This window comes from Brachybacterium sp. ACRRE (assembly GCF_022346485.1).
GTDB lineage: Bacteria > Actinomycetota > Actinomycetes > Actinomycetales > Dermabacteraceae > Brachybacterium > Brachybacterium halotolerans.
This window is the reverse complement of the sequence record NZ_JAKRMO010000015.1, coordinates 24,000-47,259: the sequence shown is the minus strand read 5'-3', so window position 1 is coordinate 47,259 and position 23,260 is coordinate 24,000. Positions and strand designations below refer to the sequence as shown.

Genomic DNA, 23,260 nt, shown 5'->3' with positions numbered 1-23,260 from the left:
GGGATCACCTGCCGGACGGGAGCGAACTCTCACGTGATGCGTGGCGTCCAGGGTATCGGAGCAGGGTGAGGAGCTGCTGGGAGCGTCGCTGCACTCCCCACCAGGTGACCCGCACGAGCGCCTCGCGCACGATCGCCGAGCTCATCTTGCTGGCGCCCTCGGTGCGCTCGTCGAAGTCGATCGGGACCTCGCGGACGACGGCCCCGCGCGCGGCGGAGCGCCGCGTCATGTCGACCTGGAAGCAGTAGCCCTGGGACGCCGGCCCGGCGTCGACCAGGACCCGCGCGAGCGGGGCGCGATAGGCGCGGAAGCCCGCGGTGGCGTCGTGCACCCGCAGACCCAGGGCGAGGCGCGCGTAGACGTTCGCGGCGCGCGAGAGCAGCAGGCGCCGCAGCGGCCAGTCGTGGACGCGTCCGCCCGGCACCCAGCGCGAGCCGATCGCGAGGTCCGCCCCGCCCTCGACCGCGTCGAGGAGGCGCGGGAGCTGCTCGGGACGGTGGGAGGCGTCGGCGTCCATCTCCACGAGCACCTCGGTGCCGCGCTCGAGCCCCCAGCGGAAGCCCGCGAGGTAGGCGGGGCCGAGGCCCTCCTTGCCCGCGCGGTGGAGGACGTCGACCTGCGGATCGTCCTGCGCGAGGGACTCGGCGAGCTCGCCGGTGCCGTCCGGGGAGGCGTCGTCGACCACGAGCACGTGCGCGTCCGGGACCGCCGCGCGCAGGCGCGCGAGGGTCGAGGGGAGCGTCTCGCGCTCGTCGTAGGTCGGGATGACGACGAGGACGCGGGGGCTCATCGGGAGCCCCCGCCGCGGGCGGCGGCCCGGTCCCGCCGACGGACCGCGGGGGCGACGGCCCGGCGTCCGCCGGCGCCCGCGAACAGGAGCCCGGCGACCGCGAGGGCGGAGAGCACGATCTCGGGCCAGCGGCCGGCCGCGACGGCGGGCGTGATCCCGGTGCGCAGCGGCACCTCGCCGATCACCGATCCCTGCGTCCAGTGGTCCTGGTAGTCCAGGGTGCGGCCCTCGGGGGTGAAGATCGCGCTCTGGCCGACGGTCGAGACGTGCACGACGCTGCGGCCGCTGACGACCGCGAACACCTTCGCCTCGGCGACCTGCTGGATCGCCTCGTCGGAGTCGCCGAACAGGGCGTTGTTGGACTGCACGACGATCATCTGGGCGCCGTCGTCCACGACGTCGTCCACGAGGTTCTGGTAGGCGATCTCGAAGCAGATGAGCACGCCCACGCCGTGGCCGTCGACGTCGAAGACGCCCGGCTGCGTGCCCGCCTTCATGTCGGAGGAGACGAGGTCGACCTTGTCGCTCAGGGTGCGGAAGAACGAGCGGTAGGGGATGTACTCGCCGAAGGGCACGGGATGGCGCTTGGCGTAGACGCCGGCGACGGTGCCGTCCGTGGTCCACAGCAGGGAATTGTTGTACCGGCCGCCGTCGTCCGTGGGGGTCTGGGTGCCGACGATGATCGGCGCCTGGGCGTCCTGCGCGGCGGCGGTGATCGCCTGGCCGCGGGAGGCGTCCGCGCGCGGGTCCCAGCCGGTGGAGTCCTCGGGCCAGACCACGAGGTCGAGCTGCCCGCCGTCCTCGCGCACCTGCCGGACGGCGTCGGACGTCGCCGTGAGCTGGTTCGGGAAGATCTCGGAGGGCATGGCGAGGCTCTCCGGGTCGATGGGAGGCACGTTGCCCTGGACGCCCGCGACGGTCATCGAGCCGTCGTCCGACGGGGCGGGGTTCTTGGGCAGCGGGACCACCATGGTGCCGATGACGACGCCGACGACGGTCGCCATCGGCCACACCCCGCTGAGCCCTCGCACGCCGCGATGGCGCCGTCCCAGCAGGGCGAGCGCTCCCCCGCACAGGAACTGCCCGAGCAGGGCGACCACGAAGGACAGGCCCGCGGTGCCGATCCACGGGCCGAGGTTCAGCAGCGGCGAGTCGCTGAGGGCGAAGGCGACCGAGCCCCAGGACAGTCCGCCCCAGGGGAAGGTCGAGCGCAGGGTCTCGACGGCCACCCAGAGAGCGGCCAGCACGATCCCGGAGCCGAGGCCGATGCCGCGGCGCACGAGCACGGCGCGCGCGGCGAGCCCGTAGACGACGATGTAGAGGGCCTCGAAGGCGCCGAGGGCGAGCCACGGGGCGGAGCCGGCGTAGGTCTTCGCCCAGATGGTGAGGGGGACGAAGAAGGCCAGGCCCCAGAGCAGGGAGGCCAGGGCCGCGACGTGCCAGCGCCGCGTGAGCACGCACGCGTTCAGGGCCGCGATCGCGAAGGGCAGCAGCATCCACAGGTCGTGGGGCGGGAAGGCGGCGAGGGCGCCGACGCCGCCGAGGACCCCCAGCACGAGCGCCGCGAGCACGGGCGTGGGCGCCACCTGGTCGCGCGGGGTGCGCACTCCGCGCCGCACCGCCGGGTGGGCGCCGCGGGCACCGCTCGTGGTCCGTGTCATCAGCCGAGGGCCCCCGGCACGTCGTGGACGATCTCCCCGCGCACGAGCGTGCGCAGCGCCCGCGGTGCGCCCTCGGTGAGGTCGGGGAGCATGGGGGTGCGCGAGCGGGGGTCGACGGACCACGCATTGGTGCGGATGTCCGAGGAATGGACGGTGAAGTCCCAGGGCTCCCACACCACGAGCGTCGCCTCGACGCCGAGGTTCAGAGCGCCGGGATGGGGCACGTCCAGCAGTCGCAGTCCCGCGCGCGTGGAGGCGAGGAACGCCGCCCGGTCGCTGATGCGCTGGGCGGGATCCCCGCCGTGGGCGGCGGCGCGCACCCAGCTCCACGGGTCCAGGGCGTCCTCGGCCCCGAGCGAGCCGAAGGCGAGCGGGACGCCCTGCGCGCTGAGGTCCTTGAGGGGCAGCGGCTCGGCGACGGGGCTCAGCACGCGCATGCCCTCGCGGATCCCCGCGCTCCCGGGGGCCGCTCCGGTGATGCCGCGGGAGGCCGCGGACGCGCGCCAGGCGTCGTCGACGGCGGCGCCGTCGGCCGTGGGCAGGCAGTCGACGAATCCGGGCGTGAGCAGGCAGCCGGTCGCGTCGATGCGGCGCGCACCGGGGTGGAGTCCCTCGGCGGTCTCCGTCGGCCCGATCCAGGCCACCACTCCCCCGGAGACGAGGACGGCGGAGGCCTCCGGATCCTGCGTGGAGTAGACGACGACGCCGGTGAAGAGCACATCGTCCTGCGCGGAGGTCGACGGGGCATCGGTGCCGGGCGCGGTCATGACCGGGGTCCTCCTTGCGGACGTGGTGAGAGAGGGGTGCTCGTGGTGGTCATCGCTCCATCTCCTGGGCGACGAGTCCGCGGCGCACGCCGACTATGGCATCCCTGGCTGAGAGGGAGACGTGCGGCGAGTCGGTGAGCTGCTCGAGCAGATCCACCACCTGGCGGCAGTGGCGGACGAAGTCCCCCGGGGTGAGATCCGCGTCCTGGAGGGCGGCGGCGAGGTGCTCGCCGCTCGCCCAGCGGTGCATGATCGCGCTGATCGCGGGATCGGGCGCCGCCGTCGGGTCGACGCCGTGGCGCTCCTCGGCGGAGCGCAGGTCCTTCGCCACGCGCTCGGTCGCGGCCAGGGCCGCGTCGAAGCGGGCGCCGGGAGGCAGCTCGGGCGCCTGCGGGGAGTCGCGCCGTGCCTCGTAGGTGCAGGCGGAGACCATCGCCGCGAGCTCCGCCGGGCGCAGGTCGTCCCAGGCGCCGCGCTCGAGGCACTCGGCGACCAGGAGGTCGCGGTCGGAGAACAGTCGGCGCAGGCGCAGACCGCGCTCCGTCGGCCGCAGGGCGCCGTCGGGATCCTCGGCGAGGTGCCCGAGCTCGGTGAGCAGGGCGATCAGGCGATCGAACTGGCGGGCCAGCGACGAGGTGCGGCCCTCGATGCGCCGCTGCACGGAGGCGAGGTCCTTCTCGGCGCGGCCGAGGCGCTGCAGCCACCGCTCGTGGGCCTCGAGCTCGGGGCAGGTGTGGCAGGGGTGGGCGCGCATCCGCTCGCGCAGCTCGATGAGCTCGGGATCCTCGGCGGCGGTCGACGGAGTGCGCCCGGCGAGACGACGGACCTCTGCGCGCGCGTCGTGATCGTGCCCGGCCAGGCGCTCGCGCAGGGCGGCGGCGGTGTCCTTGCGGACCTTCGCCGAGCCCATGCGGTCGGGCCGCGGCAGGCGCAGGGTGTCGATCACGGCAGGAGGGCTGGGCACGTCCCCGGGACGGAGGCTGCGGGCGCGGCCCTCCGTCGTGAGCACGTCGACCTGCGGACCGCCCAGGACCTCGCGGTCCACGTCGAGCACGACCGCGTACCCCTGGCGCCGGCCGCCCGGGAGGGCGATCACCTCTCCGCGCCGCAGCGCGCGCAGCGCCTTCAGGGTGCGATCGCGGTCGCCCGCGGAGCGGCGCTGGGACAGGGTCTTCTCGCGCTCGGTGATGCGGCGACGGATCTCCGCGTACTCGTCCAGGTCGCCGCGCTCGCAGACCGCCGCCTCGCGGTAGGAGGAGACGGTGTCCTCGAGCTCGCGGGCGCGGCGGGCGAGGCCCACGACGCTGCGGTCGCTCTGGAACTGGGCGAAGCTCATCTCGAGGGTCTCGCGGGCCTGCTCGAGATCGAAGCGGCTCAGCAGGTTCACGGCCATGTTCGCCGTCGGGTGGAAGGCCGAGCGCAGCGGGAAGGTGCGCCGGGAGGCGAGGGAGGCCACCGCGGAGGCGTCGAACCCGGGGCCGGCGACGACGATCGCGTGGCCCTCGACGTCGATGCCGCGGCGGCCCGCCCGCCCGGTGAGCTGCGTGAACTCCCCCGGCGTGAGATCGGCGTGCTCGACGCCGTTGAACTTCGTGAGCTTGTCCAGGACGACGGAGCGCGCGGGCATGTTGATGCCGAGCGCGAGCGTCTCGGTGGCGAAGACGACCTTGATCAGGGCCTCCTCGAAGAGGTCCTCGACGCAGGCCTTGAGCAGCGGGAGCATGCCGGCGTGGTGGGCGGCGAAGCCGTTCTCGGCGGCGCGGCGGAACTGGGCCAGGTGCAGGACCTGCTCGTCCTCGGCGCCGATCACGGACAGGCGCTCGTCGAGGAACGCGCGGATGCGCGCCCGCTCGGCGTCGGTGGTCAGGCGCACGCGCGACTGGTCGAGTCGGCGCACGGAGGCGTCGCAGCCGGCGCGCGAGAAGATGAAGAAGATCGCCGGCAGCAGGCCCTCGTCGTCCAGGATCGCGACGATCTCCGACTGCCGGGGCGGCCGCGGCAGGTGCGGGGCGTGGCCTGTCTCGCCGCGGCTGCTGCCGCGGTGCCTGTCCCCGCCATGACGGCCGTCCCCGCCGTGCCGGTCGTGGCCGCGCGGGCGGTGGCGTCCGCGGGTGCCGCGGCGGTCGCTGCGCCCGCGGCCTCCGTGTCCCCTGCCGCCGCGTCCTCCCTGACCGCCGGGGCCGCCGCGTGCTCCCCCGCGCCGACCGTCGATCGGGGCCGAGAGCGAGGACACCTGCTCGAGGTCGGGGTTGATCTCGCTGCGGCCGCGTGCTCCCGGGCCGTGGGAGACCACCCTCTCGCCGTCCTCGTCGACGAAGAGGTCCATGAGCTCGGTCCCCACGAGCACGTGCTGCCACAGCGGCACGGGGCGGGTCTCCGAGACGATGATCGCCGTGCTCCCGCGCACCTCCTGCAACCAGGTCCCGAACTCCTCGGCGTTCGAGACGGTGGCCGAGAGGGCGACGAGCTGCACGGAGCGGTCGAGGTGGATGATGACCTCCTCCCAGACCGGGCCGCGCAGCCGGTCCGCGAGGTAATGGACCTCGTCCATCACGACGAAGCCGAGGCCGTCGAGCAGCGGCGAGCCCGCGTAGAGCATGTTGCGCAGCACCTCGGTGGTCATGACGACCACGTCGGCCTCGGGGTGGAGGCTCACGTCCCCGGTGAGCAGGCCGACCCTCTCGTGGCCGAGCCACGCGCGCAGCTCGTCGTGCTTCTGGTTCGACAGCGCCTTGATCGGCGTCGTGTAGAACACCTTGCGCCCCTGGGAGAGGGCGAGATGGATCGCGAACTCGCCGACGATGGTCTTGCCGGCGCCCGTGGGCGCCGCCACGAGGACGGAGTCGCCGTGCTCGAGGGCCTCGCAGCCGTCGACCTGGAAGGGGTCGAGGGCGAAGTCGAATCGCTCGCGGAAGACGGCGAGCTCGGTCCCCTGGCGCCGCTGCTCCGCGCGGAACCGGGCGTAGGCCTCCGAGGGCGAGGTCATCATTCCCTCCCGTCCATGTGGGAGAGGTCGGCGAGGATGCGCACCGCCCCCGGGAGGACCCGGGCGCGCACGGGGAGCTGGCTGCGCGGCTCGCCGTCCGCGAAGGCGCGCAGGAGCATCGGCTCCCGCAGACCCAGCCGGATCTCGCGGACCTGCCGCACCGAGAAGACGGAGAGGTCCGTGTGGGTGCCGCGGAAGACCCGCGGGAAGAAGCGCACGAGCCCGCCGCGGCCGAGGCCGGAGACGACCGCGAGATCGAGCAGGCCGTCGTCGACGCGGGCGTCGGGCACCAGGCGCATCCCGCCGCCGAAGATCCCCGTGCTGCACAGGGTCACCAGGCTCGCGTCGATCTCCTCCCGGGGGCCTCCGTCGACCTCGATCCAGTACGGGTAGGGCCGGAACGAGGCCAGCTCGCGCATGACGGCGCCCGTGTAGCGCAGGCGCGGCGAGAGCCGCGAGGAGTTCGCGCGCGCGTTGACGAGCGCGTCGAAGCCGAGTGACACGTTGCCCACGGCGATCGACGGGGCGCCGGCCGGATGGCCGTCCTCGACATCGGCCCGCAGCTCGATGGCGTCGATCGTCACCACGGGCCGCGAGAGCGCGTGCAGGAGGTTGCGCACGGACGCCTCGACGTCGGTCTCATCGAGACCCAGGGCGCGTGCGAAGTCGTTGCCGCTCCCCGCGGGGACGACGCCGAGGCGCACCGCGGTGTTCGCGACGATCTGGGCCCCGAGAGCGACCGTGCCGTCCCCGCCCACGACCACGAGCGCCGTGAGGGTCTCGCGGATCTCCATGGCGCGGGCGCGGGCGACGGCCGCGCTGGACGCGGTGAGCTCGACGACGGAGATGCCGGCGATCCGCAGGAGGTGGGCGACCTGGCGCCCCGTGCGCTGGGCGGCGCCGTGGGCGGCGGACGGATTCGTCAGCAATCCGATCCGCAGGCGGCTCACCGGTCGTCGTCCTCGTCGAGGGACGACGGCCCGTCGATCGCCTCGGGGGCGTCGTCGATGCTGCTCGCCTGCTCGTCGTCGAGCTCGGCGCCCTCGGCCTTCCGGCGGCGTCTGTCGTTCCAGAAGCTGACGGCGACGGCGGCGAAGTAGAGGGCCACCATCGGCAGGGTCATCCCGATCATCGTGAACGGATCGGGCGTGGGCACCATGACAGCGGTGAAGGCGAAGCACAGGAAGACCACCCAGCGCCAGGCCTTGAGCATGCTGCGGCCCGAGAGGATCCCGAGGAAGTTCAGCAGCACGAGGACGACGGGCAGGTCGAAGGCGACGCCGAAGGCCAGCATCGTCTTGATGAACAGCTTGAGGTAGTCGCCGAAGTTCAGGTTGGCGGTGACGGCCTCGCTGTTCGGGGCGAAGCTCAGGAGGATCGGGATCGCCTTGTCCATGATCCAGTAGCCGGCCACGCAGCCGATGAAGAACAGCGGGATCGCGGAGCCGAAGAAGCCGATCGCGTAGCGGCGCTCCGTCTTGTGCAGACCCGGGACCAGGAACATCCAGATCTCGTAGATCACCACGGGGGCGGAGAGGATCAGGCCGATGTACGCCGAGATCTGGAGCTTCGTGCTCAGGAAGTCGCCGGCCTTCGTGTAGCTGATCCGCGCGTCGAGGTTCGGGTTCAGCACCTTCGCCGCGTTGAACGGCCGCTGCAGGAACGAATACACGAAATCGAAGGCGAACCAGCCGACGACGGAGAGGAGCAGGATCGCGACCGCGCAGACCACCAGCCGGTTGCGCAGCTCGATGAGGTGCTCGTTGAGGGCCATGCGGCCCTCGGGATCGCGACGACGCCTCTTCTTCGTCGACGACTTCGACGAGCCGCGGCCCCGGCGAGCCTTCGCGGGCTCGGCGGCCTCGTCGGAGGTCTGGTTCTGCGCCACGGGCGATTCGTCCTTCCGGCATCGAGGGTCCGGGCGCCTGGGACGCCCGGACCCGTCAGATCATGCGGGCTCGCGCACTGGGGACGGGAGCCGCGGGAGACAGCGAGGAGAGCAGGAGCTCAGTCGCGACGGTAATCGTCCTCGGGCCGGTCCTGCGCGCGCACGGTGTCGCGATCGCGCTCGTCGCGCGGATCGTAGGCGCGGTCATCGCGGCCGGAGCGCTCGTCCCGCCCGTCGCGGGTGTCGCGAGCATCCCGCTCGTCCCGACGATCGCGGCTCGAGCGGTCGCGGCGGTCGCGGGGCTCCTCGTCCTGCTCGTCCTCGGACTCGTCCCCGCGCAGCTCGTCGACCTCGCTCTTGAAGATGCGCATCGACTTGCCCACGTTGCGGGCCAGGCTCGGGAGCTTGCCCGCACCGAACAGAAGCAGCACCACCAGGACGAGGATGATGATGTGCCAGGGCTTGATCGCACCCATGGTCTTTCCTTTCGTCGGGGCCGCGGCGGGAGGCGGCCTCAGTATCGTCCCACAGCGGGACTGTATGGAGTCCGTGGAGCGGGGACGCGCAGTCCGCGGCGACGCCGCCGGGGGCGCTGCGCACGCTCGAGGGATCAGCCTACCGACTGCCCGTCGGCGTGACGCTCAGCACCGCCCCAGGAAATGGTCACGATCTCATCTCTCACCTCGCGCGGCGAGAGCACCTCGGCGGCGCCGGCCGCCTCGATGACCGCGTCCACGAGGGCCGCCCGCACGGGGTGACCGAGCCGGGCGTAGACGCTGCCCCCGTCGAGGTCCCGGATCTCGTCGGCCTCGAAGGCCTCCGCGATCCAGAGGCCGCCGGCCTCCACGCGCAGCCAGACGCCTCCGTCGACCCGGCCGCTGCCCGTGGCGGGGACCGCGGAGGGGGCGGGATCCTGGGCCGTGCTCGCGGTCCGGGGCACGGAGAGGGGCGCGTCCTCGTCGAGGATCTCCACGATCCGATCGAGGCGGAAGCGGCGCTCCTGTCCCGCGAGCTCGCAGTCGGCGCGCACGTAGGTGCGGGAGCCGACGGTGAGCAGCTCGAGGGGATGGACGCGGCGCACTGTCGTGCCGGGCGCGGCGGGAGGCGAGTAGCGGATGACCAGGGGCTCCTGCGCGCCGATCGCGTCCTGCACGGCATCGAGCACCGCGGTGCGACGGTCGGCCCCGGGGGCGGAGGGATCCTGCGGCGGGGCGGGGACGGCGGGCACGCCGGAGGCGTCGGGTCCGACGGGGGCGTCGTCCGGGATCCCGTCGCCCTCCCCCAGGTGGGCCGAGAGCTTGCGGCGAGCCGACTCGACGAGCGCCGCCTCCGAACCGGCGGCGGGATCGAGGGTCGCCAGGCCCGCGAGCAGGGCGGTGGTCTCGGGAACGCTGAGCTGCAGCGGCCGGCGCAGGGCGTCGGCGTTGCGCACGCGCACGACTCCGGAGTCCCATTCGGCCTCGATGAGGTCCTCCCAGCCGGTGCCGAGGTCCCCGCACACGAACAGCACCTGGAGGTCCTCGATGATCTGCTCGGTCGAGACGGCGAACTCCTCGGCGACCTGCTCGAGCTCGACCTCGCCGCGGCTGAGCACGTAGGAGGCCTCCCCGATGAGCCGCGAGAGGTGGTCGGTGCCGCTCGCGCTCACGCGGATGCGCGGACCGGTGCGCACCTTCGCGCGCTCCAGGGCGTCCAGATCTGGTGCCCCCTCGTGGCTGCGGGCGATCTGCGTGAAGATCCCTGCGAGCTCGCGGCGCCAGGACGCGGGCTCCCTCAGGGCGATCCAGCGGGACTCGGCGAGGACGAGGCGCCGCACCTGGGTGCGGGCGGCCTCGGGCAGCACGAGCTCGGGCGCGTCGAGCGGTGCGCCGAGGCGGTCGCGCAGCGCGAGCGCCTTGAAGGGCTCGACCGCCAGGCGGGCCGCAGACTGCTCGCTCGCGGAGTCGGAGCGGTGCAGGGCCTCCTCGATCGAGGTGTGGGCGGGCCGCTCTGCGCTCGCCCGGCCCTTCACCCGGGGATAGGTCTCGATGCGGGAGGCGCGGAACAGCCGCGGGGCGTCCCGGTCCGTGTCGTGGCCCCACAGGTACCAGCGCCCCTCGTGAACCGCGACGACCCACGGCTCCACCGTGCGCTCGGCCAGGCGCCCGTCGGCCGTGCGGTAGGAGAAGACGACCCGTCGGCGCTGGGTGACGGCCTCGAGCAGCGGCGTGAGCACGGGCAGCGATTCGAGCGCTCCGCGGGGCGTGCGGCGCAGCAGGTCGGGATCGGCCTCGATGCCCAGGCTCAGCAGCTTCGCGCGCACGCGGCGCGCCGCTCCCCCGGCGGCGGCGTCGTCCCAGGCGCGGCTCGCGGCCAGGAGCACCGTGTACTCCTCGGGCGTCACGTCCAGGGCGCCGCCCTCGCCGCCGGCGATCCGATAGAGCACGCGCGACTCGTCCCACGGGTCCCGCTCCGAGACCAGGGGCAGCCCGAGCTCGAGGATCGCGGCCTTGTCGCGCTCGAACATCTTCTCCGCCGCGTCCGCGCTCTCGGCGTTCGCGTAGTCGGGGATGACGTCGAACAGCTGGGCACGGTCGATCCGGGACCGTGACCCGATGGTCATGATGACGTTGAGCAGTCGTTCCACACCTCGCGCAGCCACCGCACCACCGTATCCGCACACTCGCTACGCTGGCCGCATGCTGCAGTGGGAGCGAGGGCGTGTCCTCGAGGTGAGCGCGCCCTGGCGGGGCGTCCAGATGCTCCGGGTCGCCCGGACCGATGGGCCGGAGGGACCGGAGGGCCGCGAGGGAGGGACGTCGACGGACGGGCCGAGCACCGTGCCGGCGCTGTCCTATCCCGAGCTCGTGGGAGAGATCGCCGAGGGCGAGGACGTGCTGCTGAACGCCAACGCGCTGCGGCGCGGGCTCGGCACCGGCGGGCAGGCGCTCGTGGTCGCCCGCGCCGGCGAGCTCCCGCAGGCGCAGCAGCCGATCGGTCACATGGTCAAGGCCCGCTACACCCCGATGCAGACCCTCGTCGACGCGCTCGACGATCCCGGCTCGCCGCACCGCGCGGCCCTCGAGGGCACGGACGACCTGGGCGGCATGCCCGTGGTGCTCGCGGACCTCCACTCCGCCCTGCCCGCGATCGTCGCCGGTGTGCGCGCGGAGGCGCCGGAGGCCCGGATCGTCTACGTGATGAGCGACGGCGCGGCGCTCCCCGCCGCCTATTCGCGCACGGTCGCACGCCTGCGCGAGACCGGGGACCTCGTCGCCTGCATTAGCGCCGGCCAGGCCTTCGGCGGAGATCTCGAGGCCGTGACCGTGCACACCGCCCTGCTCGGCGCGAAGGCCGTCTGCGAGGCCGACGTGGTGGTGCTCGCGCAGGGTCCGGGGAACCTCGGGACCGGCACCGCCTGGGGCTTCTCCGGGATCCAGGCCGCCGAGGGGCTCCATGCCACCTCGGTGCTGGGCGGTCGGCCCGTCGCCGCGCTTCGGGTCTCCGGGGCCGACGCCCGCTCCCGCCACCACGGCGTCTCCCATCACAGTCTGACTCTGCTGGGGCGGGCAGCGCTGGCCGCGGCCGACGTCCCTGTGCTCGCCGCGGAAGCCGGCCCTGACCCTGATCGCGAGGACAGTGCTTTCACGCAGTACGTGAGGCAACAGCTGGAAAGGAGTGTGGTTGAGCCCGCTCTCTCGCGAGGGGTCGGGCACCGGATCGTGGACGTCCCGCGGGCGGGCCTGCGCGAGGCGCTCGACGACTCCCCCGTCGGCCTGCGGACGATGGGACGCGGGATGGAGGAGGACCCGTGGCCCTTCCTCTTCGCGGCCGCCGCCGGCCGCCACGCGGCCCGGCTCGCGGACCCCGCTGGCCGCTGAGGCGATGCCGCCGGCGCGCCGGAGCGCGCGGTCGGGCGCGCCGGGAGGATCAGGCGTTCGCGGAGCCCTCGGCCCCCGAGCGCTCGGCGATCATGCCGGCGAGGCGGCGCGCCGCCGTCATCCCGCGGTCGCCGTCGGTGCGCTGCACGGCCATCACCGAGAGCGTGTCGCCGTCGGCCAGATCGAGCTTCGCCCAGGGGTCCCCGGGAGGGAAGACCACGCCGATGATCTCCGCCCACTCGAGCTCGCGGGTGGCCATGAGGTTCCGGACCACGAGGCGATCGGCGTGCGCGGTCGCGCGCACGGAGCCCTCCCGGTGGCAGAACCAGAGCACGGCCAGGCCGAAGGCGAGGAAGCCGACGGTGTCCGCGAAGCCGAAGTGGGTGAGCAGGGAGAGGGCGATCGCGGCGAGCATCACCACGGAGCCGATCACGTAGGCGACGACGCGGGTCACCCGCGGCCGCAGGACGACCGTGCCGCCGGGCCCGTCGGGCGCGCTGATGCTCATGCGCTCACATCCGGCAGGCCTGGATCGCGGTGACGAGGATCGCGCGAGCGCCCGCCTCGTACAGCGCGTCCATGACCTGGTTGGTCTCGGAGACCGCGACCATCGAGCGCACGGCGGACCATCCGCTGCGGTGCAGCTCGGACACCGTGGGCGCCTCGAAGCCCGGGGTGACAGCGACCGCGCCCTCGAGCTTCTCGGTGGGGATGTCGTAGTCGATGAGCACGTACTCCCGCGCGACGAGGACGCCGCGGACCCGGCGCACGAGCACCTCGAGGGTGTGCGCGGCGTCGTCGTCCAGCGTGAGCTCGGGACGGGAGAAGAGCACGGCCTGGCTGGTCATGATGGGGTCGCCGAAGACGGAGAGCCCGGCCTGTCGCAGCGTGGTCCCGGTCTCGACCACGTCCGCGATGACGTCGGCGACGCCCAGGCGGATCGAGCTCTCCACGGCGCCGTCGAGGTGGACGACCGTGGCCTCCACGCCGTGCTCGGCGAGGTGGTCCTCGACGAGGTTCTCGTACGAGGTCGCGATGCGCGCGCCCGCGAGTCCCCCGAGGTCGCGCTCCTCGCCCGCCTGGGCGGCGAAGCGGAAGGTGGAGTGCGCGAAGCCCAGGGGCAGGATGACCTCGGCCGCGGTGCGGGAGTCGGCGAGCATGTCCTGCCCGGTGATGCCGACGTCCACCGTCCCCGATCCGACGTACACCGCGATGTCGCGGGGGCGCAGGAAGAACAGCTCGACGTTGTTGGGCTCGTCGACCAGGACGAGCTCCTTGGCGGTGCCGCGGCGGCGGTAGCCCGCCTCGGAGAGCAGGGCGGCGGCGGGTTCGGACAGGGCGCCCTTGTTGGGCACGGCGATGCGGAGCACGGGATTCCCTTCGGCGGAGGGGCGGCGGGAGGACGGGACGGTCTGCGGGACGGATCAGCGGGGGCAGACCCTCACAGATGTCGGTAGACGTCCTCGAGCGTGATGTCCTTGGCGATCATCATCACCTGGAGGTGGTAGAGGAGCTGGGAGATCTCCTCGGCGGCGGCCTCGTGCGACTCGTGCTCGCAGGCCATCCAGACCTCGGCGGCCTCCTCGACGATCTTCTTGCCGATGGCATGCACGCCGGCGTCCAGCTCGGCGACCGTGCCGGACCCCTCGGGGCGATCGGCGGCCTTCTGGGTCAGCTCGGCGTGCAGCGACTCGAAATCCTTCACGGGACCAGGGTATCGGTCGTCGGCCGAGTCGGGGCGCGCCATCTCAGCGGAGGCGGGGTGCGGTCACGGGTGTGTGGTCATGGACGGGGACGTCGGCCGACGGTCGGATCCAGGTGCGCGGTCTCGACGGTCACGGCGCGGTCCTCCCGGGTCCGCACCCGCCACCAGACGAAGAACCCGGTGAGCGTGAACAGCCCGTAGAAGACGTACATGAGCCCGCTCGCGTAGTAGCCGGCGGAGAACAGCAGGGGCACGCCCACCACGTCGACCGCGACCCAGATCAGCCAGAACTCGACCCAGCCCTTGGCCATGCCGAAGGTCGCCAGGAGGCTGCCCATGAAGATCCAGGCGTCGGCCCAGACGGGCTCGTAGGACCCGAGCGCGCGGAACAGCGGGGTGAGGGCGGCGGTGCCGCCGACGAGGACCACGACGAGCAGGGCGCGGGTGCCCCATCCGGCCCAGCGGGGCTCGACGGCGGTGCCCCCGCCGGTGCGCGCGGAGTGCCAGCGCCACCAGCCGTAGATGCTGGTGACGATGAACATCACCTGTCTGCCGGCCTGGCCCAGGAGGTCGACGGGGTTCGGTGTGCCGAACACGGTGCCGAGGAACACGGTGAGCAGCAGCAGGTTGCCGATGATGCCGATGGGCCACGCCCAGACCTTGCGGCGCATGCCGCCGAGGGCGCTGAGGAGGCCGAACACGTTGCCCACGACCTCGCGCCAGAGCAGGAACTGCCCTCCGGCGAATTCGATCTTCGCGTTGAAGAGCCACTCGATGACTCCCATGACCACTGCCTTCCGCTCGGGGCGACGAGCGCGGGGAGCGGAGTCCGGCAGCCGGGCGCGCGCCCGGATGCGCCGGGCCGCGGCATGCAGGACGTGCGCCTCTCATCCAGGCTGTGACTGTCGGTGCCGGAGTTCCACCGGCTCCACCGTCCTGCGCGGGCAGGACGGGTCGCGGACTATGACCGCCGGCTCGGATTTCCACCGACCCCGGAGCACGTCACCGTGGTGACGAGGAGACTCTAGCCCGTTCGCAGGTCACGACGGGTTCCGGTGTGGCCCGGAGGACATCCGCGTTCACGCGTCGGCGTCGGAACGCCGGGTGCGCAGCGACGTGCGGAGCTCAGTGGGCGTGGCCGCTCGCCAGCGTGCGCAGCGCGTCGATCTCGGCGGCCGCGTCCTGGGCGCGGTAGATGGCGGAGCCGGCGACGAAGACGTTGGCCCCCGCCTCCGCGCAGCGCTCGATCGTCTCGCGGTTCACTCCCCCGTCGACCTGGATCGAGACCTCCAGGTGCGCATCGCTGATCGCCGTCCGGGCACGGCGGATCTTCGCGAGCATGGTCTCCAGGAAGCTCTGGCCGCCGAAGCCGGGCTCGACGGTCATCAGCAGGAGCATGTCGAACTCGCCGATGATGTCCAGCAGCGGCTCGACGGGAGTCGCCGGGCGCAGGGCGACCCCGGCGCGGGCGCTCTTCGCCCGCAGCTCGCGGGCCAGGCGGATGGGGGCGCTCGCGGCCTCGAGGTGGAAGGTCACCGAATCGGCTCCGGCCTCGGCGTAGGCGGGGGCTTCGCGGTCGGCGTCCTCGATCATGAGGTGGGCGTCCACCGGGATCGGGCCGTGGCGGACGATCTGGGAGACCATGTCCACGCCGAAGGTGATGTTGGGGACGAAGTGGCCGTCCATGATGTCGACGTGCACGCTGTCGGCGCTCGCGATGCGATCGAGCTCCTCGCCGATGCGCATGAAGTCGGCGTTGAGGATGCTGGGGTGGATGAAGGCGGAATCGGTCGAGTAGGTCACGGGGGCGTCCTCTCCTCGGGGGTGACGGCGGGCTCAGTGGTCAGGCGGGCTCAGGGGTCTGGGCCGACTCAGAGGTCTCGGGCAGGCGGCGCAGGAGGGCGAGGAACATCGCGTCGGTGCCGTGCACGTGCGGCCACAGCTGCACGCTCGGGCCCTCGCCGAGCTCCGTCCCCTCGAGCGCCTCGGGCAGCAGCCCCGCGCGGACGGCGGGGCGGGCGTCGAGCTGCTCGACGTCGTCGCGGCGGCGCAGCACGTCCTTGACCACGAGCAGGGTCTCGGCGACGTGCGGCGAGCAGGTCACGTAGGCGATCACTCCCCCGGGCCCGGCCGCGTCCAGGGCGCTGGACAGCAGGTCCCGCTGCGTCCGGCCCATCGCGCCGACGTCCCCGGGGCTGCGGCGCCAGCGGGACTCCGGCCGACGGCGGAGCGCTCCCATGCCGGTGCACGGCACGTCGGCCAGCACGCGCGAGAAGCGACCGGGCATCTCGGCGCCGATCCTCGTGCCGTCGCCCTCGCGGACCTCGGTCTCGGCCCCGGCCGCGACGAGCGTCGAGATCGCGCGGCGCACGAGGTCGACGCGGTGGGGCTGCAGCTCGATGGCGAGGAGGTCGGCGTCGCGCTCGAGGGCGAGCCCCGCGAGCAGGGCCGTCTTGCCGCCGGGTCCCGAGCAGAGATCGAGCCAGTGGTGGTCGGGCCCCTCCACGAGGTCGTCGGCGCCGAGTCCGAGGGCGAGGGCCATCAGCTGGGAGCCCTCGTCCTGCACGGCGGCGCGCCCCTCGGCGACCGGCGCGGCCCCGCCCGGGTCGCCGCCCGGCCAGGAGGCGGCGAAGACGCTGAGGCGGCCGGGCTCGGCGCCCGCGGCGGCGAGCTCCTCGGGGTCGGTGAGGCCCGGGCGCATGACGAGGGAGACCGAGGGCGCGGCGTTCTGCGCGGCGAGCAGGTCGTCGATCTCCGAGCGGTCGCGGCCGTGGGCGGCCAGGGCGTCGGAGAGGGCGCGCACCATCCATGCGGGATGCGAATGGGCGACGGCCAGGTGCCCGATCTCGTCCTGCTCACGGTCCGGGGCGGCCTCGGCGACCCAGGTCGGCAGGTCCTTCTCCCCCACCCGGCGCAGCACGGCGTTGACGAAGCTCGCGGCGCCCGCGCCCACCCGGGAGCGGGCGAGGGCCACGGTCTCGGAGGTCGCGGCGTGCGGGGCGACGCCCATGTCCAGCAGCTGGTACGCGCCGAGCCGCAGCACGTCGCGCACCGCCTCCTCGACGTCGTCGAGAGGACGGTCGATGCACAGCGCGAGGATCGCGTCCAGGCGGCCCTGAGCGCGCAGGGTGCCGTAGAACAGCTCGGTCGTGAACGCGGCGTCGCGGCCGTGCAGGCGGGCGCGGCGCAGCTGATGCGGGAGGGTGAGGTTCGCGTAGGCGTCGTCCTCGTGGACGGCGCGCAGGGCGTCGTAGGCGACGGTGCGGGAGCTCGTGGTGCTGCGACGGCGCTCGGACGGGCGCTCCTGGGACCACCCGCGGCGCGGGCCTCCCCGACCGCGGGACCCGGAGCGCTCGCGGCCCTTGGCGTCGCGGCCGGCACCGTGTCGGCCCTCGCGACGGTCATCCCTGCGATCGCCGTGGTCACGCCGGTCGCGATGGTCGGGCCGGCCCCGTCCCTGGTCCTGGTGCGCGTTCATCGGGTGGTCTCCTGCTCGTCGGCGGGACGGTCTGCGGGGCTGTCGGCGGGATCGTCGGCGCAGCGGTCGGCGGCGCCGAAGGAGGAGTCCTCGGTGAGGCCGGCGCCGCGGGCCCAGTCGGCCGCGCGCATGGGGCGCCGGCCGGCGGGCGCGATCCGGGCGAGGGCGAGGGGTTCGCTGCCGGTGCCGATCAGCAGCTGCGTGCGCGTGGCGTGCAGGCGGCCGGGGGGCAGGGGCGGGGCCTCGGAGCGCACGGGCTCGACGCCCAACACCTTCATCCGCTGCCCCTCCCAGGTGGTCCACGCGCCGGGGTGCGGGCTCATCCCGCGGATGCGGGCGGAGACCTCGGGAGCGGGCAGGCCGAGGTCGAGCTCCGCCTCGGCGGGCGTGAGCTTCGCCGCCCGGGTCGCGCCCTCGTCGTCCTGCGGGACCGGGCGCGCGGTGCCGTCGGCGAGGGCGTCGAGGGTCTCCAGCAGGAGCGGAGCGCCGTCGACCGCCATCCGGTCCAGGAGGGATCCGGCGGTCTCGAAGGGGTCGATGGCGACGTCCCGGGTTGCGAGCACGGGGCCGGTGTCCATGCCCTTCTCGAGCAGGAAGGTGGTCATGCCGGTGCTCTCCTGCCCGGCGAGCACCGCGCGCTGGGCGGGGGCTGCTCCGCGCCAGGCGGGGAGGAGCGAGAAGTGCAGGTTCACCCAGCCGTGCGGAGGGATCGCGAGCGCGGCAGGGGGGACCAGGTTCCCGTAGGCGACGACCGCCGCCGCCTCGACGTCCAGGGAGCGCAGCTGCGAGAGGACGTCCTCCCCGCGCAGCGAGTCCGGGGTGAGGACGGGGACGCCCTCCTCCTCGGCGAGGACGCGGACGGGGCTCGGCCGCAGGGCCCGGCCGCGCCCCGAGCGGGCGTCGGGGCGGGTGAGCACGGCGACGACCTCGTGGGGCGAGTCGAGGAGCGCGCGGAACGAGGGGACGGCGACCTCAGGGGTGCCGGCGAAGAGGATGCGCATGATCAGCCATTCTACGGGCGGGGGCTCAGAACACGTCGGGCGGATCGAGGCGCACGCGCAGGGAGCCGGGGTCCTTGTGCGCGCTGCGGGCGGCGATGCCGGCGCGGAGGGCGTCGGCGAGCTCGCGCGAGCGCTCGACGGGGAGTCGCAGCACCGCGCGCGAGCGGATGCGGTCGTCCTCCTCGGGGACGTCGACCGGTCCGAAGACGTCCGTGGCGTCGGGCAGCGTGGCCTGGCCCAGGAAGGAGCGCACGGCGGGCCGGTCGCCGACGACCTCGGCGACCTTCGAGATCGGCGGGAGGTCCAGGGCGCGGCGGTCCTCCATGACCCGGTCGAGGAAGACGCGCGAGCGGTGGGCGACGAGATCGCGGATCGCGGGCAGGGTCGCGGTGCCGACGATCAGCACGCGCCCTCCCTCCGCCTGGGGTCGCACGAGGGCGATCGCGTTGGACCAGCGGCGCACGGCCTCGACGTCGGCGTCGTAGGCGGCGCGGGCGAGCATCGCGTCGGCGTCGAGCAGCAGGGCGGCCGCGAACCCGCCGGACGGTGCGGGCTCGGCCCCGGGGGTCGCGACGACGATCGCCCCGTCGGGCACGTCGTCGTCGGGGACCGGGCCCTGGGCCCCGCCGGCGACGCGGAAGGGGGCGTCGGGGAAGGCGCGCCGCAGCTCCTCGGCGGTGCGGGCCGAGCCGACGACGAGGGCCTTCACCTGCGTGCGCGAGCACTCCGGGCAGCGGTAGGCGTCCTCGCGCCGACCGCACACGGTGCACTGGAGGCCGCCGGCGCGCCCGCGCAGCACGAGCGGCGCGGCGCACTGGGGACAGCGGCAGCGGGTCCCGCAGAACGTGCAGGCGACCGCGGGGACGTAGCCGGAGCGCGGCACCTGCACGAGCACGGGACCGCGCGCCATCCCCTCGCGCAGGACCCGCATGGCCTGCTGGGGCATGCGGGAGCGGCCGCTGGGCCCTTCCCTCTCGCGCAGGTACTCGTCCATGGCCTCGATGTGCGGGCGCACCGCGGTGAGCGGCGCGGGCACGGGCGGCAGCAGGTGCAGGTAGCCGCTCTCGGCGAGGAACAGGGTCTGCGGGTCCAGGGAGCGGCTGACCAGGAGCAGGGCGCAGTGCTCCTGGGCGGATCGGGACTGCAGGATCGTGCGCAGGTGCGGGTACGGCGCACGCGGCTCGACGAGCAGGTCGTCGGCCGGATCGAGGCAGATCGCCAGGGCGAGGTCCGCGACGGGGGCGAAGGCGGCCGAGCGGTTCCCGATCACCACCCGCGAGGCGCCGCGCAGGATCCGGCGGAAGGCGCGGTAGCGCTTCTCGGGCCCGTCGGCGCTCGTGAGCACCTCATGGGCGATCCCATGCGCCTCGAGGCAGCGATGCAGACGCTGCACATCGCGCTGATCGGGCGCGATGACGAGCGCTCCGGCCCCGTCCGGGAGCGCCCCGATCGCCTGGGCCGTCAGCTCGTCCCAGGAGTGCGCGGGCTCCAGGACGACGGCGGCGCGCGGCACGGGGCCCTGCGGGGCGCCGGCGCGGGAGAGCAGCGCGGGGAGTCCCGCGTAGGCGGTGAGGAGGGCATCGGCGGGAGCGGCCGGCGCCTCGTCCTCCGCGGCGGATCCGTCGTCGGCCCCGGACTCCCCCGCAGGCGCGGACTCCCCCGCCGACTCGGGCTCCTCTGCGGGCTCGGGCCGCTCCGTGCGCTCCTTCTCCTCGGCCGCGCGATCGGCCTTCTCGGCGCGGGCGTGGCGCGGGGGGATCGCCAGACGCAGCACGTCCCCGACGCTCCCGGCGCACCTCTCGGCGACCTCCTCGCACACGCGCAGCATGTCCGGGGAGATCACCACGTCCTCGGAGACGAGGCGGGCCAGGGGCGCGAGCGGGCGGTCCGTGCTCGCCCGCGCGCTGCGTGCGAGCACGATGCCGTCGTGCTCGCGTCCCGAGAAGCGGACCTTCACGCGCATGCCCGGGCCCGCCGCGTCCAGGGTCGCCGGCACCGCGTAGTCGAAGGGACGGTCCAGATGGGGCAGGACGCCGATCAGCCGCACCGAGGCGACGGGATCGTGCGCGGCGACCTCGAACCCTGCCGTGGTGCGCGGGCGCGACGACGAGGCCGGGGCGGGTCCGGGGACGGGTGCGGGCGCCTCGAACAGGCCCTCCTGGGCGTCACGGGTCACAGGGGCGTCAGCGCGAGTGGACGGCCACCAGGTCGCACACGAAGATCAGCGCCTCGCCGGGGGCGATCACGGGCGGCGCGCCGCGGTCGCCGTAGGCGAGCGAGGCGGGGATCTCGAGGCGGCGACGGCCGCCCACGCGCATCCCCTGCACGCCCTGGTCCCAGCCGCTGATGACCTGGCCCACGCCGAGCTGGAAGCGCAGCGGCTCGCCGCGGTTCCAGGAGGCGTCGAACTCGTCGCCGGTCCCGTGGGAGACGCCCACGTAGTGCACGTCGACGACGTCGCCGGCCTTCGCCTCGGGGCCCTCGCCCTCGATCTCGTCGACGATCACCAGCTCGGTGGGCGCCTCGGTGCCGGGGAACTCGATCTCGGGCTTGCTGCGGTCCATGGTGTCCTCCTGGTCGGTGGGAACGGCGGGGTCGGGATGTGCTCGTCGGTGTCGGGAGAGCGGCGCGATGCGGAGCGCGCGCTCAGGAGTTCTTCTGCGTGGGCGCCGCGTCGAGGATGTCGATGACGAACACGAGGGTCTTGCCGGCGAGCTCGCCGCCGGACTTCTCGTCGGTGCCGTAGGCGTCCTTGGGCGGGATCACGAGCATCACCTGGCTGCCGATGGGCAGTCCGGTGAGGTGCTCGTCCCAGCCGGTGATGACGTCGCCCTGGCCCTGGGTGAAGCCGAACGGCACCTTCCGCTCCCACGAGGAGTCGAACTGCTTGCCGTCGTCCCAGGTCCACCCGGTGTACTGCATCACCAGGTGGTCGCCCTTCTGCGTCTTGTCCCCCTCGCCCTCGATGAGCACCTCGCGGGTGGTCTTCGACGGCGGATCGCCCTCGGGCTTGCCCTCGAGCGACGGGGCGCCGTCCTTGCCGAGCTTCACGGCGGGCAGGTCGCCCGAGGTCTTCTGGACCTTGCCCTTCGCGCGCAGCGGGGAGACGACGCGGTCGATGTCGGCCACCTGGATCAGCGAGATCATCGAGCCGCTCGCGTCCTGCTGCCAGCCGGCGAGGGCGACGCGCGAGCCCACGGTCGCCGTGACCAGGAAGTCCGCGGCCTTCTCGCCGATCTGGTCGGTGGTGACGGTGACGCTGCCCGCGGGGCCGCCCTCCCACCAGGACTGCTTGGTCTTGCCGCTGCTCGCGTCCACGTACAGGGGGCGCCAGATGACCGTGTCGCCCTCGGCGATCTGCGCGCCCTTGCCGGCGACGATCGTGCGGGCGTCCGGCTGGTCGATGCTCAGCGGGGCCTTGAACTCGACCTTCGGCGCCTTCTTCAGGTCCTTGCTGATGGTGACTCCGTCGAGCGCGGGGGTCGCGCTGTCGGACGCGCCGCCGCCGTCCGAGGAGCCCGAGCCGTCCTGGTCGTCGGAGCAGGCGGCGAGGCCGATCGCGGCGGACGCCGCGAGGGCGGAGCTGAGCAGGGAGCGGCGAGAGATCACCAGGGGGCCTTTCGTGTCGGGGAGGCCGCGGCGGCGGCCGATGCCCTCAGAGTACGGGGTCGAGGTGGGGCCGGGCTGGAAGGCGACCGCGCCGATCGGCCCGGCGGGAGGCGGCCCAGAGGGGCTCAGGCGGGCGGCGCCCCGTCCGCGGATCCGAGCGCCCGCACCTGGGCGATGAGCGAGTCCACCTGCTCCGACTCCGTCTGGAACGGGTCCATGATGCTCACGGGCATGGCGCCCTGGCGCACGAGCCGCATCGTCGTCCAGTCGGCGACGTGGTCCACGTGCGCCTCCTCGGACGCGGTGACGAAGCGGCCGCGCAGGTGGGCGCGGGTCGTCGCGGGCGCCGTCGCGCACGCGGACCCGATCGCGGTCTCGGACAGCACGGCGGGCGCCTGACCTCGCCGGCGCAGCGAGCTCGCGAGGCCCTTCTCCGGGTCGATGTCGTGGTAGGCGAGGTCGAGGCGCTCGATGCGCGGATCCCCCAGGTCCAGACCGTGGCGGGCGGCGACCTGGGTGAACAGTCTCTCCTTGATCGCCCAGTCCAGCGTGCGCGAGGCCCAGGACCGGTCGCCGGTGAGGACCGCGTCCAGGGCGCGCTGCCAGGTCTCCAGGACGTCGTGCTCGTCCTCGCGGGCGAGAGGCGCGACGAGGTCCAGATAGCGCTGCTGGATCTGCAGGGCGCTCGAGGTGCGACCGCTCGCGAGCGGAAGCGGCTCGGTGCCGGGGAGGTCGCGAGCGACGACGCGGATCGCGGAGATCGTGTCCTCGAGCTCGGGGACGTCGACCGCGCGGCCGGACTCGATGAGCCGCAGCACGAGATCGGTGGTCGCGAAGCGCAGCCACGTCGAGACCTCGGACATGGTCGAATCGCCCACGATCACGTGCGGTCGGCGGAAGCGCGAGGGGTCCCCGTGGGGCTCGTCGCGCGTGTTGATCAGGGGCCGGGTGCGCGTGGTCGCCGAGGACACGGCCTCCCACATGTGGTCGCTGCGCCGGGAGAAGACGAAACGGGAGCCGCCGTCCTCCTCGGTGACCACGCCGCCCGCACCGGTGACGATCTGGCGGGTGGCGAGGAAGGGCAGCAGGATCCGGGGCAGGCGGGTGAACTCGCCGCGACGGTCCACGAGGTAGTTCTCGTGGCTGCCGAAGGAGTTCCCCTCGTGGTCCACGTTGTTCTTGAACAGGTGGATGCGGGCGTCCTCGCCGTGCTCGGCGAGGGCCGCGTTCGCGCGCGCCATGAGGTCGGCGAGGATCCGCTCCCCCGCCTTGTCCTGCGCGACGAGCTCCCACCAGTCGTCGCACTCCGCCGTCGCGTACTCGGGGTGCGAGCCGACGTCGAGGTACAGCCGGGCGGCATTGCGCAGGAACACGTTCGAGGAGCGGCCCTGGGCGACGACGGGCCGGAACAGCTCGCGCGCGGCCGCCTCGGGCTCGAGGGCGCGCGTGCCGTCGGACCGCACGCACACGAGCCCGAACTCGGTCTCCAGTCCCCCGATGCGGCGCTCCATCAGC

The 23,260-nt window shown here is 73.8% G+C and carries 20 protein-coding genes and 1 riboswitch; of the genes, 1 reads left to right on the top strand and 19 read right to left on the bottom strand.

Translation table 11 applies throughout. From position 1 onward, the window contains the following. Positions 1-4: 4 nt before the first annotated feature. From MHY49_RS06480 to MHY49_RS06445, 8 genes are all read right to left on the bottom strand, one after another. Entirely contained in the window at positions 5-790 is a 786-nt protein-coding gene (locus MHY49_RS06480; RefSeq protein ID WP_239203241.1) for a polyprenol monophosphomannose synthase, read from the bottom strand. Next, entirely contained in the window at positions 787-2,451 is a 1,665-nt protein-coding gene (gene lnt / locus MHY49_RS06475) for an apolipoprotein N-acyltransferase (RefSeq protein ID WP_239203240.1), read from the bottom strand. Before lnt ends, MHY49_RS06480 begins: the two co-directional genes overlap by 4 nt. After that, complete coding sequence (locus MHY49_RS06470) at positions 2,451-3,218, bottom strand: hypothetical protein (RefSeq protein WP_239203239.1); 768 nt, start codon at positions 3,216-3,218, stop codon at positions 2,451-2,453. The genes lnt and MHY49_RS06470 overlap by 1 nt, the downstream gene beginning before the upstream one ends. A 49-nt stretch (positions 3,219-3,267) precedes the next feature. Continuing rightward, positions 3,268-6,204 (bottom strand): RNA helicase, encoded by a 2,937-nt coding sequence (locus MHY49_RS06465; protein WP_239203238.1) that lies wholly within the window; start codon positions 6,202-6,204, stop codon positions 3,268-3,270. Then, complete coding sequence (locus tag MHY49_RS06460) at positions 6,204-7,154, bottom strand: diacylglycerol kinase family protein (RefSeq protein ID WP_239203237.1); 951 nt, start codon at positions 7,152-7,154, stop codon at positions 6,204-6,206. The genes MHY49_RS06465 and MHY49_RS06460 overlap by 1 nt, the downstream gene beginning before the upstream one ends. Further along, positions 7,151-8,092, bottom strand: coding sequence for a twin-arginine translocase subunit TatC (tatC, locus tag MHY49_RS06455; protein ID WP_228358437.1), 942 nt, complete (start codon positions 8,090-8,092; stop codon positions 7,151-7,153). The genes MHY49_RS06460 and tatC overlap by 4 nt, the downstream gene beginning before the upstream one ends. Before the next feature lie 119 nt (positions 8,093-8,211). Next, positions 8,212-8,568, bottom strand: a complete 357-nt coding sequence (tatA, locus tag MHY49_RS06450) for a Sec-independent protein translocase subunit TatA (protein WP_239203236.1) — start codon at positions 8,566-8,568, stop codon at positions 8,212-8,214. 134 nt (positions 8,569-8,702) lie between these two features. Further along, a complete protein-coding gene (locus tag MHY49_RS06445; RefSeq protein WP_239203235.1) occupies positions 8,703-10,733 on the bottom strand; it encodes a WYL domain-containing protein in 2,031 nt (676 codons plus the stop codon). Positions 10,734-10,770: 37 nt separating this feature from the next. Here MHY49_RS06445 and MHY49_RS06440 point away from each other — a divergent pair, with 37 nt between their 5' ends. After that, positions 10,771-11,952 (top strand): DUF3866 family protein, encoded by a 1,182-nt coding sequence (locus MHY49_RS06440; RefSeq protein ID WP_239203234.1) that lies wholly within the window; start codon positions 10,771-10,773, stop codon positions 11,950-11,952. Positions 11,953-12,001: 49 nt separating this feature from the next. On the opposite strand, the gene MHY49_RS06435 is transcribed toward MHY49_RS06440, so the two are convergent. The 11 genes from MHY49_RS06435 to pafA all read right to left on the bottom strand — a co-directional run bounded on the left by MHY49_RS06435 (position 12,002) and on the right by pafA (position 23,256). Beyond that, positions 12,002-12,460, bottom strand: a complete 459-nt coding sequence (locus MHY49_RS06435; RefSeq protein ID WP_239203232.1) for a PH domain-containing protein — start codon at positions 12,458-12,460, stop codon at positions 12,002-12,004. Between the two features lie 4 nt (positions 12,461-12,464). Then, positions 12,465-13,322, bottom strand: coding sequence for an ATP phosphoribosyltransferase (gene hisG / locus MHY49_RS06430; RefSeq protein ID WP_200500712.1), 858 nt, complete (start codon positions 13,320-13,322; stop codon positions 12,465-12,467). A gap of 71 nt (positions 13,323-13,393) precedes the next feature. After that, a complete protein-coding gene (locus MHY49_RS06425) occupies positions 13,394-13,657 on the bottom strand; it encodes a phosphoribosyl-ATP diphosphatase (protein ID WP_152352942.1) in 264 nt (87 codons plus the stop codon). 77 nt (positions 13,658-13,734) lie between these two features. Beyond that, the gene (gene pnuC, locus MHY49_RS06420; protein WP_228358433.1) at positions 13,735-14,442 is read right to left on the bottom strand and encodes a nicotinamide riboside transporter PnuC; all 708 of its coding nucleotides are present in this window, start codon (positions 14,440-14,442) and stop codon (positions 13,735-13,737) included. Between the two features lie 90 nt (positions 14,443-14,532). Next, positions 14,533-14,661, bottom strand: a riboswitch (FMN riboswitch). 121 nt (positions 14,662-14,782) lie between these two features. Continuing rightward, positions 14,783-15,460: a ribulose-phosphate 3-epimerase gene (rpe, locus tag MHY49_RS06415; RefSeq protein WP_370646014.1), complete on the bottom strand. Its 678-nt coding sequence runs from the start codon at positions 15,458-15,460 to the stop codon at positions 14,783-14,785. 40 nt (positions 15,461-15,500) lie between these two features. Continuing rightward, entirely contained in the window at positions 15,501-17,135 is a 1,635-nt protein-coding gene (locus MHY49_RS06410) for an RsmB/NOP family class I SAM-dependent RNA methyltransferase (protein ID WP_239203230.1), read from the bottom strand. Next, positions 17,132-18,136, bottom strand: coding sequence for a methionyl-tRNA formyltransferase (fmt, locus tag MHY49_RS06405; protein WP_239203229.1), 1,005 nt, complete (start codon positions 18,134-18,136; stop codon positions 17,132-17,134). Before fmt ends, MHY49_RS06410 begins: the two co-directional genes overlap by 4 nt. 25 nt (positions 18,137-18,161) lie before the next feature. Next, positions 18,162-20,312 (bottom strand): primosomal protein N', encoded by a 2,151-nt coding sequence (locus MHY49_RS06400; protein ID WP_239203228.1) that lies wholly within the window; start codon positions 20,310-20,312, stop codon positions 18,162-18,164. Between the two features lie 7 nt (positions 20,313-20,319). Then, a complete protein-coding gene (locus MHY49_RS06395) occupies positions 20,320-20,700 on the bottom strand; it encodes an FKBP-type peptidyl-prolyl cis-trans isomerase (protein WP_239203227.1) in 381 nt (126 codons plus the stop codon). Positions 20,701-20,782: 82 nt separating this feature from the next. Then, complete coding sequence (locus MHY49_RS06390) at positions 20,783-21,745, bottom strand: FKBP-type peptidyl-prolyl cis-trans isomerase (RefSeq protein ID WP_239203226.1); 963 nt, start codon at positions 21,743-21,745, stop codon at positions 20,783-20,785. A gap of 125 nt (positions 21,746-21,870) precedes the next feature. Then, complete coding sequence (gene pafA, locus MHY49_RS06385) at positions 21,871-23,256, bottom strand: Pup--protein ligase (RefSeq protein ID WP_239203225.1); 1,386 nt, start codon at positions 23,254-23,256, stop codon at positions 21,871-21,873. Positions 23,257-23,260: the final 4 nt, after the last annotated feature.